Below are 14,451 nucleotides of genomic sequence, written 5' to 3'. Positions count from 1 at the left end.
GAGATAGGGTAGAGGTATGAACCGTTTTAAAAAATCAAAATATATCATTGTTCTATTTGTCGTCGTATTGATAGTTTCAGTTTTTTTAGTGATGACGAAATCAAGTGCGGTTGTGACAAAAGTTGGAGATGGCATTTCTCTGATAGATAGAATTGTTCAAAAGCCATTTCAATGGTTAGAATCTACAAAGTCTGATTTAGGAAATTTGACGAGAGCTTATAATGAGAATGAAACTCTTAAAAAAGAACTCTATCAAATGGAAAAAGAAACGAATGAAGCAAACAGTCTGAAGGAAGAAAATGAGCAATTACGTCAGTTATTAGATATGAAGTCCAAATTAAATGTGACCAAGTTAATTGCTGCGGATGTCATCATGAGAACTCCATCAACCTGGAAACAAGAATTAACAGTTAACGTTGGTTCTCAACAAGGAGCAACGACAAACATGCTTGTTGTTGCTGGTGGAGGATTGGTTGGAAGTGTTGAAAAAGTAGAAGACAACTCAACTGTGGTCAATTTATTGACAAACGCTGAGAATACAGAGAAGATTTCCGTTAAAATCCAGCACGGTTCTAGTAGCATTTATGGTATTATTATCGGTTATGATAAGGAAAAAGAACTTTTGAAAATCAGCCAGCTCAATAGCAATGGCGACATTAGCCAAGGCGACAAAGTGGTGACTGGAGGTTTGGGAAACTTTAATGCTACAGATATCCCTGTAGGAGAAGTCGTATCAGTGACACATAGTACTGACTATCTAACTAGAGAAGTTATGGTTAAACTACACGCTGATCCAATGAATCTTAAGGTTGTAGAGTTAGTGGGGAATGCGTCATGAGACTTTTTAAGCAGATAGGAATGTTTGTACTATTGCCCTTGATTATCTTGATCGATAGCCATTTAGGGCAGTTTGTAAATAGTTTTTTCCCACATATACAAATTGTTAGCCACTTTATTTTTATCTTCTTATTATTTGAAACGATAGAAGTATCTGAGTATCTGTTTTTAGCTTATTGCCTAGTTGTAGGACTTGTATACGATATTTACTTCTTCCATTTGATTGGAATAGCAAGTCTCCTTTTTGTGATTATTGGAGCAATTGTCTATAAAAGTAACTCTGTCATTTTGATAAATAGATGGACCAGATTGCTTGCTGTCTTAATGATGACCTTCATTTTTGAGTTTGGTAGCTTTATGTTGGCAGAGGTGGTTGGGCTAACAGCTGAAAATCTATCCGTTTTTATGGTTTATAGTCTTGTGCCTACTCTAATATTGAACTGTTTATGGATGTTGGTTTTCCAATATATTTTTGAAAAAATATATCTATAAGAAAGAAACAAAACTGTAATAAAGGCGTAATATTTATTAGGCCTTTTTTTGATATACTAGTATTGTCTTTTTAAAGAAGGAGTATTTACACTTATGAAGAAAAAAATTCTAGCATCACTTTTATTAAGTACAGTATTAGTTTCACAAGGAGCTGTTCTTTCAAGTGTTCAAGCCAATACAACAGATGAAAAAATTGCTGCTCAAGATAGTAAAATTAGTAACTTAACAGCTCAACAGAAAGAAGCTCAAAAACAAGTAGATGAAATTCAAACTAAAGTTTCAGCTATTCAATCAGAACAAGAAAAATTACAATCTGAAAACGAAAAACTTCAAGAAGAATCTAAAAAACTTGAAGGTGAAATTGCAGAGCTTTCAAAAAATATCGTAGCACGTAATGAATCACTTGAAAACCAAGCTCGTAGTGCACAAACAAATGGAACTGCTACAAGTTACATCAATACGATTATTAACTCTGACTCAATCACAGAAGCTATTTCTCGTGTTGCAGCTATGAGTGAAATCGTATCAGCAAACAATAAAATGTTGCAGCAACAAAAAGAAGATAAGAAAGCTATCTCTGAAAAACAAGTTGCAAACAACGAAGCAATCAATACAGTCATTGCTAACCAACAAACGCTTGCTGACGATGCTCAAGCTTTGACAACAAAACAAGCTGAATTGAAAGTAGCTGAGTTGAATCTTGCAGCTGAAAAAGCATCAGCAGAGAGCGAAAAAGCTACTTTGTTAGAACAAAAAGCAGCAGCAGAAGCTGAAGCAAAAGCAGCAGCAGAAGCTGAGGCGGCTTATAAAGCTAAACAAGCAAGTCAACAACAAACACTTGCAGCTTCAGCCAACACAACTTTTGCTGCACAAGTACAAGCAACTTCAAGTTCTTCATCAGCTTCATCATCAGATGATGATTCAAGCTACACACCTGCAGTAACTACTGTAAGTCAACGACCAACTTATAGTTCAAATGCTTCAAGTTACCCTACAGGTCAATGTACATGGGGTGCTAAGACCTTGGCTCCATGGGCTGGTGATTATTGGGGTAATGGTGGTCAGTGGGCTACTAGTGCAGCAGCAGCAGGTTTCCGTACAGGTTCTACACCACAAGTTGGTGCGATTGCTTGTTGGGATGATGGTGGATATGGACACGTAGCGGTTGTTACAGCTGTTGAATCAACAACGCGTATTCAAGTTTCAGAATGTAACTATGATGGTAGCGGAACTCAACCAATCGGAAATTATCGTGGATGGTTTAATCCTACAGCATCACGTGGTACAGTAAGATACATTTATCCAAACTAATATACTGATTATTACTAAATTTAGGGTGAGGTTTTATTAATCTCACCCTTTGTATAGTGCTGAAAAATAAATTTCATTATATAATTACTTGAACTTCTTTTGTATTCTATTCTTAATAATTATTTAGTTAAAGTTAGATGAAATTTAGAGATTTAGTACGAGTGTAGCTTGTTAATAAAAAATGGTTTCTAAAGGGAATTGGTACTGGAATTATGTTTACTTATAAAACGAATGTTGATGTCAAAGAGTGGGATTTATTTTTACAAAATCATCCTCAAGGAAATTTATTGCAGAGTAGTGATTGGTCCAAGATAAAGGATACTTGGGGGAATGAGAGAGTTGGATTTTATAAAGAAAATCAACTAGTTGGAGTAGCGAATATCTTAATTCAGCCGCTACCATTAGGACTTTCTATGTTCTATATTCCACGAGGTCCAGTAATTGACTATGAAGATAACGAACTTCTGAAATTTGTACTTTTAACGTTGAAAAAACTTGCTAAAAAAAACCATGCAATAATGGTTAAATTTGATCCAAGTTTATTTATCAGTAGAGGTCTTATTGGTCAAGAAACTATCCAAAATTCTAAAACTTTTGAAATTATTGAGGAATTGCAAAAAAACAAAGTTCATTGGACAGGTTTGACAAAGGATATGGCAGAAAACATACAACCTCGTTTTCAAGCTAATATTCATAAAGAAAACTTCTCGCTAGATCAACTATCCAAGTCTACTAGACAGGCAATCCGAACTGCAAGAAATAAAGGATTGGAAGTAAAATTCGGCGGACTGGATTTATTAGATGAATTTTCATTTTTAATGAAGAAAACAGAGTCTCGTAAGAATATTAGTTTACGAGGCAAAGATTATTATCAGAAGTTACTGAATACTTATCCTGATCACTCCTTTATCACACTGAGCTATTTAGATTTACCTAATAGACTGAAAGAAGTTGAGCAGCAACTCGAAAAGAATCTTAAAATAGCGCAGAAATTTAATGATAAAACGAAAGAAGGCAAAATAAAAGAAAATCAGCAAGAGAGAAAACGATTAGAGGAAGAAATTTCTTTTCTTAAGAATCATATTGATAGAGGGGACAGTATCGTCCCATTGTCTGGAACTTTGACCATCGAATTTGGAAAAACCTCAGAAAACTTATATGCTGGAATGAATGAGGAATTTAGACATTATCAACCTGCTATTCCTACATGGTTTGAGACTGCTCAGCATTCATTTGAACGTGGGGCAGAGACTCATAATATGGGTGGAATTGAAAACAACTTAGAAGGCGGGTTATTTAATTTTAAATCTAAGTTTAATCCCACTATTGAGGAGTTTGCTGGTGAGTTTAACTATCCAACTAGTTCATTATATTTCTTGTTTAATCTAGCTTATAAGATTCGTAAGAAACTTCGAAGTAGATAGCATAAACTAACTATTTTAACACTACATTAAATTTTAAAAAATTAACTATTAGAACATCTCAGCAGTATATGTTGAGATGTTTTAAATTTAGAGCTTTTAACTGGTAATTTAATAAGGAGAAAATAACAAAATTACTTGAAATAAAGCTCCAATTATGATAAAATGAAACTTGTCGTGTGAACGATAATACTCATTCTTGATGAATTGTGAAACTGTTGCCTTTTGGTTGTTTTGCAAGTTGAAATCAAGAAGAGGAAAAAACAAAAAAGGAGAAATACTCATGGCAGTAATTTCAATGAAACAACTTCTTGAGGCTGGTGTACACTTTGGTCACCAAACTCGTCGCTGGAACCCTAAGATGGCTAAGTACATCTTCACTGAGCGTAACGGAATCCACGTTATCGACTTGCAACAAACTGTAAAATACGCTGACCAAGCATATGACTTTATGCGTGATGCAGCAGCTAACGATGCAGTTGTATTGTTTGTTGGTACTAAGAAACAAGCTGCTGATGCTGTTAAAGAAGAAGCAGAACGTTCAGGTCAATACTACATCAACCACCGTTGGTTGGGTGGAACTCTTACTAACTGGGGAACTATCCAAAAACGTATCGCTCGTTTGAAAGAAATTAAACGTATGGAAGAAGAAGGAATCTTCGACGTTCTTCCTAAGAAAGAAGTTGCACTTCTTAACAAACAACGTGCACGTCTTGAAAAATTCTTGGGTGGTATCGAAGATATGCCTCGTATCCCAGACGTAATGTACGTAGTTGACCCACATAAAGAGCAAATCGCTGTTAAAGAAGCTAAAAAATTGGGTATTCCAGTTGTAGCGATGGTTGACACAAACACTGACCCAGATGATATCGATGTAATCATCCCAGCTAACGATGACGCTATCCGCGCTGTTAAATTGATTACAGCTAAATTGGCAGACGCTATCATCGAAGGTCGTCAAGGTGAAGACGCAGCAGCAGTTGAAGCAGAATTTGCAGCTTCAGAAGCTCAAGCAGACTCAATCGAAGAAATCGTTGAAGTTGTAGAAGGCGACAACGCTTAATTCAAATAAGTAATCATTACCTAGGAGGGCGGGGCTTAGCCCGGCTCTCCTATTTTTAAAAAATATAGGAGAATCAAAATGGCAGAAATTACAGCTAAACTTGTTAAAGAGTTGCGTGAAAAATCTGGTGCTGGTGTTATGGACGCTAAGAAAGCATTGGTTGAAGTTGAAGGTGATATCGAAAAAGCGATCGAATTGCTTCGCGAAAAAGGTATGGCTAAGGCAGCTAAGAAAGCTGACCGTGTTGCAGCTGAAGGTTTGACTGGTGTATTTGTTAACGGTAACGTTGCAGCAGTAGTTGAAGTAAATGCTGAAACTGACTTCGTTGCGAAAAACGCTCAATTCGTTGAGTTGGTAAACGCTACAGCTAAAGTCATCGCTGAAGGTAAACCAGCTAACAACGAAGAAGCACTTGCTTTGACAATGCCTTCAGGAGAAACTCTTGAAGCTGCATATGTATCTGCAACAGCTACAATCGGTGAAAAAATCTCATTCCGTCGTTTTGCTTTGCTTGAAAAAACAGATGCACAACACTTCGGAGCATACCAACACAATGGTGGACGTATCGGTGTTATCTCTGTAATCGAAGGTGGAGACGAAGCGCTTGCTAAACAAATTTCAATGCACATCGCTGCAATGAAACCAACAGTTCTTTCATACAAAGAATTGGATGAGCAATTTGTTAAAGATGAGTTGGCACAATTGAACCACGTTATCGACCAAGATAACGAAAGCCGTGCTATGGTTGGTAAACCAGCTCTTCCACACCTTAAATATGGATCAAAAGCTCAATTAACTGATGAAGTGATTGCTCAAGCTGAAGCTGATATTAAAGCTGAGTTGGCTGCAGAAGGCAAACCAGAAAAAATCTGGGATAAAATCATCCCAGGTAAAATGGATCGTTTCTTGCTTGACAACACTAAAGTTGACCAAGCATACACACTTCTTGCACAAATTTACATCATGGATGACAGCAAGACAGTTGAAGCTTACCTTGAATCAGTTAACGCTTCAGTAGTTGAGTTCGCTCGCTTTGAAGTTGGTGAAGGTATCGAAAAAGCTGCAAACGACTTTGAAGCAGAAGTTGCAGCTACAATGGCAGCAGCCTTGAATAACTAATAATAAAAAATTAAATAATGAATTGCACTCTAAATATTAGATTTTTGTATCTAACTTTTGGAGTGCAGTTTTTATTAGCTCCTTACTTGATTAAGACAAATTTATTAGTAGTAATAATTTGATTCAATTAATACTTTGGTAGTGTGTAATAGTGAGATTGACATATCCTACCGAAATGAATGTATGAGAATTTAGCAGTGGAATGAAAAATAGTTTAAGATATTCTTTTATATCCACTTTGTGATTCTGAATACTTATTTTTCCTTTTGGAACAAGAATAAAGTTCTCATTTTAACTCAAATCAATCTTAGAAAATCGCAAATGAAAATTCGTTTGCGATTTTTCTGTACTTTTTCAGATATGATATCAAATATAGTTCGTGAAATATTTGATTTTTAGTATTTGTTATGTTAGAATGATGTAAAGTAATACGAAAGGCGAACAAGAAAATGTCCAGTAAACTTATTTATACGGGAAAAGCTAAAGATATCTATACTACAGAAGACGAAAATGTGATTAAGTCGGTCTACAAGGACCAGGCCACTATGCTGAATGGAGCTCGCAAAGAGACCATTGAGGGTAAAGGTGTGCTGAATAATCAGATTTCGTCTCTTATTTTTGAAAAATTGAATGCTGCTGGTGTAGCTACTCACTTTATCAAACGTATTTCTGACACAGAACAACTCAACAAGAAAGTGACAATCATTCCTTTGGAAGTTGTGCTTCGTAACGTGACGGCGGGTTCTTTCTCAAAACGTTTCGGTGTTGAAGAAGGTTTGGATTTGGAAACTCCAATCGTTGAATTTTACTACAAGAACGATGATTTGGATGATCCATTTATCAATGATGAGCATGTGAAGTTCTTGGATATTGCTAACGATGAGCAAATTGCTTATATCAAGGAAGAAACACGTCGTATTAATGAATTGCTGAAAGATTGGTTTGCACAAATTGGTCTTCGTTTGATTGATTTCAAATTGGAATTTGGTTTTGATAAGGATGGCAAGATCATCTTGGCAGATGAATTTTCACCAGACAACTGTCGCCTTTGGGATGCGGAAGGTCATCACATGGATAAGGATGTTTTTCGTAGAGATTTGGGCAGTCTAACGGATGTTTATAAGGTTGTGTTAGAGAAATTGCAGGGATTGAAGTAAAGTTTTACTTGGTCGTCACTACAATCTTTAAGTAGAAATAGATAAAGGAACTAAAATGGATAAACGTATTTTCGTTGAGAAAAAAGCTGATTTTCGTGTGAAATCTCACTCTTTAGTAAAAGAATTACAGCATAATCTTCAGTTGAAAACTTTGAAGGATCTTCGGATTGTTCAAGTTTACGATGTTTTTGGTTTGGCAGAGGACTTGTTTGCGCGTGCAGAAAAACATATCTTCTCTGAGCAAGTGACCGATACTGTTTTAGATGAAGCTGCGGTTAAGGCTGATCTTGAGAAATATGCTTTCTTTGCTATCGAAAGTTTGCCTGGTCAATTTGACCAACGTGCAGCATCTTCACAAGAAGCTTTGCTTTTGTTGGGAAGTTCTAGTGACGTAACAGTCAATACGGCACAATTGTACTTGGTTAACAAGGATATTGATGCGAATGAGTTGGAAGCTGTCAAAAACTACCTTTTGAACCCAGTGGATTCTCGTTTCAAAGATATCACTGTTGGCATTGCGAAACAGGATTTCTCTGAGTCTGACAAGACCATTCCAAACTTGGATTTCTTTGAAACTTATACAGCAGAAGATTTTGCACAGTATAAGGCAGAGCAAGGATTGGCCATGGAAGTGGATGACCTTCTCTTCATTCAAGACTATTTCAAGTCAATTGGTCGTGTGCCAACTGAGACTGAGCTTAAGGTGTTGGATACTTACTGGTCTGACCACTGCCGTCATACTACATTCGAGACTGAGTTGAAAACCATCGATTTCTCAGCTTCTAAATTTGAAAAACAATTGCAAGCGACTTATGATAAGTATATTGCCATGCGTGATGAGTTGGGACGTACAGAAAAACCTCAAACTTTGATGGATATGGCAACTATTTTTGGCCGTTATGAGCGTGCTAATGGTCGTTTGGATGACATGGAAGTGTCTGATGAAATCAATGCCTGCTCTGTTGAAATTGAAGTGGATGTCAATGGTATCAAAGAGCCATGGCTTCTCATGTTCAAAAATGAAACTCATAATCACCCAACGGAGATTGAACCATTTGGTGGTGCGGCTACTTGTATCGGTGGTGCTATTCGTGACCCATTGTCAGGTCGTTCCTACGTTTACCAAGCCATGCGTATCTCAGGTGCTGGTGATATTACAGCTCCTATTTCAGAAACTCGCGCTGGTAAATTGCCACAACAAGTGATTTCTAAAACAGCGGCTCATGGTTATTCTTCATACGGTAACCAAATTGGTCTGGCAACAACTTATGTTCGCGAATACTTCCACCCAGGTTTCGTTGCTAAGCGTATGGAGCTAGGTGCAGTTGTCGGTGCGGCTCCTAAGGAAAATGTTGTCCGTGAAAAACCTGAAGCAGGTGACGTGATTATCTTGCTCGGTGGTAAGACTGGACGTGACGGTGTCGGTGGTGCGACAGGTTCTTCTAAAGTTCAAACGGTTGAATCTGTTGAAACAGCTGGTGCTGAGGTTCAAAAAGGGAATGCCATCGAAGAACGTAAGATTCAACGTCTTTTCCGTAATGGGGATGTGACCCGTCTGATTAAGAAATCAAATGACTTTGGTGCTGGTGGTGTCTGTGTGGCTATCGGTGAATTGGCTGATGGTCTTGAAATTGATCTAGACAAAGTGCCATTGAAATACCAAGGTTTGAACGGTACAGAAATTGCTATCTCTGAATCTCAGGAACGTATGGCCGTAGTGGTTCGTCCAGAAGATGTAGATGCTTTCGTTGCTGAATGTAACAAAGAAAATATTGATGCTGTTGTCGTTGCGACGGTGACTGAGAAACCAAATCTTGTCATGCACTGGAATGGTGAAACAATCGTTGATTTGGAACGTAGTTTCCTTGATACAAACGGTGTGCGTGTAGTCGTAGATGCTAAGGTGGTTGACAAGGATGTCAAGCTGCCAGAAGAACGTCAAACATCTGCTGAAACCCTTGAAGCGGATACTCTTGAAGTCTTGGCTGACCTGAATCATGCCAGTCAAAAAGGTTTACAAACCATCTTTGATAGCTCAGTTGGTCGTTCAACAGTTAATCACCCACTTGGCGGGCGCTACCAAATCACACCAACGGAAGCTTCTGTACAGAAATTGCCAGTCCAACATGGCGTGACAACAACTGCTTCTGTTATGGCGCAAGGATTCAACCCTTATGTAGCAGAATGGTCTCCATATCATGGCGCTGCCTATGCAGTAATCGAAGCAACAGCTCGTTTGGTTGCTGCTGGTGCAAACTGGTCTAAGGCTCGTTTCTCTTATCAAGAATACTTCGAGCGAATGGATAAACAAGCAGAGCGTTTTGGTCAACCAGTGGCTGCTCTCCTTGGATCCATTGAAGCTCAGATTCAACTTGGTTTGCCATCTATCGGTGGTAAAGACTCAATGTCTGGTACCTTTGAAGAATTGACAGTACCACCAACCTTAGTTGCTTTTGGGGTAACAACTGCAGATAGCCGTAAGGTTCTTTCTCCAGAATTCAAAGCTGCTGGTGAAAATATTTACTACATTCCTGGTCAAGCTTTGGCACAAGAAATTGACTTCGATCTTATCAAGTCTAACTTTGCTCAATTTGAAGCCATCCAAGCTGATCATAAAGTCACATCTGCATCAGCTGTCAAATATGGTGGTGTGGTTGAAGCTCTTGCCCTTACAACATTTGGGAACCATATCGGTGCTAACGTCGAATTAGCTGCCCTTGACACTAGCTTGACAGCCCAATTGGGTGGATTCGTCTTCACATCGCCTGAAGAAATTGCAGGTGTTGCCAAGATTGGACAAACAACAGCTGACTTTACACTTACTGTCAACGGTGTAACGCTGGATGGACACAAACTTGACAGTGCTTTCCAAGGTAAATTGGAAGAGGTTTACCCAACGGAATTTACACAAGCAACTGAGTTGGAACAAGTACCTGCTGTAGCATCAGATGCTGTGATCAAAGCCAAAGAAACTGTTGAGACACCTGTGGTTTACATTCCAGTATTCCCAGGTACTAACTCTGAGTACGATTCCGCTAAGGCCTTTGAAAAAGAAGGTGCAAAAGTCAACCTGGTACCATTTGTCACACTGAATGAAGAAGCGATTGTCAAGTCTGTTGACACCATGGTTGCCAACATAGAAAAAGCGAATATTATCTTCTTTGCAGGTGGTTTCTCAGCAGCGGATGAACCAGATGGATCAGCTAAATTTATCGTGAACATCTTGCTCAATGAAAAAGTACGTGCAGCTATTGATCACTTCATCGAAGGTGGTGGTTTGATTATCGGTATCTGTAACGGATTCCAAGCCCTTGTTAAATCAGGTCTTCTTCCATACGGTAACTTTGAAGATGCAAGTAGCACCAGTCCAACCCTCTTCTACAATGATGCCAACCAACACGTGGCTAAGATGGTGGAAACACGTATTGCTAACACCAACTCACCATGGCTTGCGGGAGTAGAAGTTGGTGACATCCATGCCATCCCAGTATCACACGGTGAAGGTAAATTTGTCGTGACAGCTGAGGAATTTGCAGAGCTTCGTGACAATGGTCAAATCTTCACCCAATATGTTGACTTCGAAGGGAAACCAAGCATGGATTCTAAATACAATCCTAACGGATCTGTCAATGCTATCGAAGGTATTACAAGTAAGAACGGTCAAATCATTGGTAAGATGGGTCACTCAGAACGTTTCGAAGACGGTCTCTTCCAAAATATTCCAGGAAATAAAGACCAACACCTCTTTGCGTCAGCAGTTAAATACTTTACTGGAAAATAAAAGGTATATAAAATGACATACGAAGTAAAATCTCTTAATGAAGAATGTGGTGTTTTTGGTATCTGGGGCCACCCAGACGCTGCCAAATTGACCTATTTTGGACTCCATAGTCTTCAGCACCGTGGTCAGGAGGGGGCAGGGATCCTCTCCAATGATCATGGACAATTGAAGCGTCATCGTGATATGGGGCTTTTATCAGAAGTCTTCAAAAATCCTGCTAATTTGGATAAATTGACAGGGACTGGAGCGATTGGACACGTGCGCTATGCGACTGCGGGAGAAGCTTCTGTAGATAATATCCAACCTTTCCTCTTCCGCTTTCACGATATGCAGTTTGGTTTGGCTCATAATGGGAATCTGACCAATGCAGAATCGCTCAAGCAAGAATTGGAACAAAGAGGGGCAATCTTTAGCTCGACTTCTGATTCAGAAATCTTGGCTCACTTGATTCGCCGTAGCCACAATCCAAACCTGATGGGTAAAATCAAGGAAGCGCTCAGTCTGGTTAAAGGTGGTTTCGCTTATCTCTTGATGTTTGAAGATAAGCTAATTGCAGCCCTTGATCCAAATGGTTTCCGTCCTCTGTCAATCGGGAAAATGGCCAATGGAGCAGTTGTGGTCTCTTCTGAAACCTGTGCCTTTGAAGTCATCGGCGCTGAATGGATTCGCGATGTGAAACCAGGCGAGATTGTCATTATTGATGACAATGGCATCCAGTATGACAGCTATACAAACGATACTCAGCTTGCTATCTGTTCCATGGAGTATATCTATTTTGCCCGTCCTGACTCCAACATCCATGGTGTTAATGTTCATACGGCTCGTAAGAGAATGGGAGCTCAATTGGCACGTGAGTTCAAGCATGAAGCCGATATTGTAGTTGGGGTACCAAATTCCTCACTCAGCGCAGCGATGGGCTTTGCGGAAGAATCAGGTCTGCCAAATGAAATGGGGCTCATCAAGAACCAATACACGCAGCGGACCTTTATCCAGCCGACTCAAGAATTGCGCGAGCAAGGAGTTCGAATGAAGTTGTCTGCCGTTTCTGGTGTCGTTAAAGGCAAACGTGTGGTCATGATTGATGACTCTATCGTGCGAGGAACAACATCTCGTCGTATTGTCCAACTCTTGAAAGAAGCGGGTGCATCAGAAGTGCACGTTGCCATTGGTAGTCCTGCTCTTGCCTATCCATGTTTCTACGGGATTGATATCCAGACACGTCAGGAGTTGATTGCGGCTAATCATACCGTTGAGGAAACTTGCCAAATCATTGGTGCGGATAGTCTGACTTATCTTTCGATTGATGGCTTGATTGACTCTATTGGGATTGAAACAGATGCGCCAAATGGCGGTCTCTGTGTGGCTTACTTTGATGGGAAATATCCAACTCCTCTCTATGACTATGAAGAAGAATATCGTAGAAGTTTGGAAGAAAAAACGAGTTTTTACAAATAAAATTCCCCATTGAAGGAAAGGAAAAGGAATAGATAAATGACAAATAAGAATGCATACGCTCCACGTCTCACTACTGACTAAAAGCTAAAGCATTTGTCAGTAGACGCTTTCTCCTATGGGACCAAAGCTAGAGACCTGACTAGTATTTTTAGATAAAATAATTGTTTATCTAAAAATACGTCGCAGTCTTTCTCAAAAAAAGAAAAGGAATGAATAAAATGACGAATAAAAATGCTTATGCGCAGTCTGGTGTGGACGTTGAAGCGGGTTATGAGGTTGTTGAACGGATCAAAAAACACGTGGCACGTACAGAACGTGCGGGTGTTATGGGAGCTCTTGGTGGTTTCGGTGGTATGTTTGACCTTTCAAAAACAGGTGTCAAAGAACCTGTTTTGATCTCAGGTACAGATGGTGTCGGTACTAAGCTAATGCTGGCTATCAAGTACGACAAACACGATACCATCGGACAAGACTGTGTGGCCATGTGTGTCAATGATATCATCGCTGCAGGTGCTGAGCCTCTCTACTTCCTCGACTATATTGCAACTGGTAAAAATGAACCAGCTAAACTAGAACAAGTCGTTGCTGGTGTGGCTGAAGGGTGTGTACAAGCAGGTGCAGCGCTTATCGGTGGTGAAACGGCTGAAATGCCTGGTATGTATGGTGAAGATGACTATGATTTGGCTGGATTTGCTGTCGGTGTCGCAGAAAAATCTCAAATCATCGATGGTTCAAAAGTAGCAGAAGGAGATGTGATTCTGGGACTTGCCTCAAGTGGTATCCATTCAAATGGTTACTCACTTGTTCGTCGTGTTTTTGCGGACTATACAGGTGAAGAAGTTCTTCCAGAACTTGAAGGCAAAAAACTTAAAGACGTTCTTCTTGAACCAACTCGTATCTATGTCAAAGCAGCTTTGCCACTCATCAAAGAAGAATTGGTCAACGGGATTGCCCATATCACAGGTGGTGGTTTTATCGAAAATGTACCACGTATGTTCGCTGATGACTTGGCTGCTGAAATTGACGAAAGCAAAGTCCCAGTTCTTCCAATTTTCAAAGCCCTTGAAAAATATGGCCAAATCAAACATGAAGAAATGTTTGAAATCTTCAACATGGGTATCGGTCTTATGCTTGCGGTTAAACCAGAGAATGTGGAACGTGTCAAAGAACTTCTTGACGAACCTGTTTATGAAATTGGTCGTATTGTGAAGAAAGATGGCGCAAGTGTGGTGATTAAATAATGGCTAAAAAAATTGCTGTTTTTGCCTCTGGAAACGGCTCAAACTTTCAGGAGATTGCGGAACAATTTCCAGTAGAATTTGTTTTTTCAGATCACCGGGATGCCTATGTCTTAGAGCGTGCCGAAAAGCTTGGGGTATTATCCTACGCTTTTGAACTCAAGGAATTTGAAAACAAGTCAGACTATGAAGGAGCCATTGTCGAACTTTTGGATGAACACAAGATTGACTTGGTTTGTCTCGCAGGCTACATGAAAATCGTCGGCCCTATCTTGCTAGCAGCTTATGAAGGTCGTATCATCAATATTCATCCGGCTTATCTCCCTGAATTTCCAGGAGCTCATGGTATTGAGGATGCTTGGAATGCAGGAGTTGACCAGTCTGGCGTTACTATTCACTGGGTGGACTCTGGTGTTGATACCGGTAAGGTCATCAAACAAGTCCGTGTGCCACGTCTTGAAGGTGATACCCTTGATACTTTCGAAACTCGCATCCACGAAACAGAGTACAAGCTCTATCCAGAAGTATTGGAACGTTTGGGAGTTGCACGCAAATAAGGAAGTGCTAGAGCTGAAAG

At 39.6% G+C, this 14,451-nt stretch carries 11 protein-coding genes; all 11 read left to right on the top strand.

Translation table 11 applies throughout. The annotated features are described in order from the left end of the window. Window positions 1-16 precede the first annotated feature (16 nt). The 11 genes from mreC (at window position 17) to purN (ending at window position 14,431) form a co-directional block, all read left to right on the top strand. A complete protein-coding gene (gene mreC / locus ACWPVF_RS08735; protein ID WP_045613289.1) occupies window positions 17-838 on the top strand; it encodes a rod shape-determining protein MreC in 822 nt (273 codons plus the stop codon). After that, complete coding sequence (mreD, locus tag ACWPVF_RS08730; RefSeq protein ID WP_454385739.1) at window positions 835-1,329, top strand: rod shape-determining protein MreD; 495 nt, start codon at window positions 835-837, stop codon at window positions 1,327-1,329. Before mreC ends, mreD begins: the two co-directional genes overlap by 4 nt. Before the next feature lie 93 nt (window positions 1,330-1,422). Then, complete coding sequence (gene pcsB / locus ACWPVF_RS08725) at window positions 1,423-2,640, top strand: peptidoglycan hydrolase PcsB (RefSeq protein WP_454385737.1); 1,218 nt, start codon at window positions 1,423-1,425, stop codon at window positions 2,638-2,640. Window positions 2,641-2,852: 212 nt separating this feature from the next. Further along, a complete protein-coding gene (locus ACWPVF_RS08720; protein WP_454385735.1) occupies window positions 2,853-4,064 on the top strand; it encodes an aminoacyltransferase in 1,212 nt (403 codons plus the stop codon). A 280-nt stretch (window positions 4,065-4,344) separates the two neighbouring features. Then, a complete protein-coding gene (rpsB, locus tag ACWPVF_RS08715; RefSeq protein WP_000268475.1) occupies window positions 4,345-5,124 on the top strand; it encodes a 30S ribosomal protein S2 in 780 nt (259 codons plus the stop codon). 78 nt (window positions 5,125-5,202) lie between these two features. Beyond that, window positions 5,203-6,243, top strand: coding sequence for a translation elongation factor Ts (gene tsf / locus ACWPVF_RS08710; RefSeq protein WP_454385733.1), 1,041 nt, complete (start codon window positions 5,203-5,205; stop codon window positions 6,241-6,243). A 449-nt stretch (window positions 6,244-6,692) separates the two neighbouring features. Next, complete coding sequence (purC, locus tag ACWPVF_RS08705) at window positions 6,693-7,400, top strand: phosphoribosylaminoimidazolesuccinocarboxamide synthase (RefSeq protein ID WP_454385731.1); 708 nt, start codon at window positions 6,693-6,695, stop codon at window positions 7,398-7,400. 55 nt (window positions 7,401-7,455) lie between these two features. Continuing rightward, a complete protein-coding gene (locus ACWPVF_RS08700; RefSeq protein ID WP_454385729.1) occupies window positions 7,456-11,181 on the top strand; it encodes a phosphoribosylformylglycinamidine synthase in 3,726 nt (1,241 codons plus the stop codon). A gap of 12 nt (window positions 11,182-11,193) precedes the next feature. Next, entirely contained in the window at window positions 11,194-12,636 is a 1,443-nt protein-coding gene (gene purF, locus ACWPVF_RS08695) for an amidophosphoribosyltransferase (RefSeq protein ID WP_045613307.1), read from the top strand. A 218-nt stretch (window positions 12,637-12,854) separates the two neighbouring features. After that, window positions 12,855-13,877 carry a phosphoribosylformylglycinamidine cyclo-ligase gene (purM, locus tag ACWPVF_RS08690; protein WP_024054723.1) on the top strand — a complete coding sequence of 341 codons (1,023 nt, stop codon included), beginning with the start codon at window positions 12,855-12,857 and terminating at the stop codon, window positions 13,875-13,877. After that, on the top strand, window positions 13,877-14,431 hold the full coding sequence (gene purN / locus ACWPVF_RS08685) for a phosphoribosylglycinamide formyltransferase (protein ID WP_454385726.1): 555 nt from the start codon (window positions 13,877-13,879) through the stop codon (window positions 14,429-14,431). Before purM ends, purN begins: the two co-directional genes overlap by 1 nt. Window positions 14,432-14,451 lie beyond the last annotated feature (20 nt).

Source organism: Streptococcus sp. Marseille-Q7087 (genome assembly GCF_965111935.1).
Note: the sequence above shows the minus strand (reverse complement) of the source record. Positions and strands in the feature narration are given on the sequence as shown.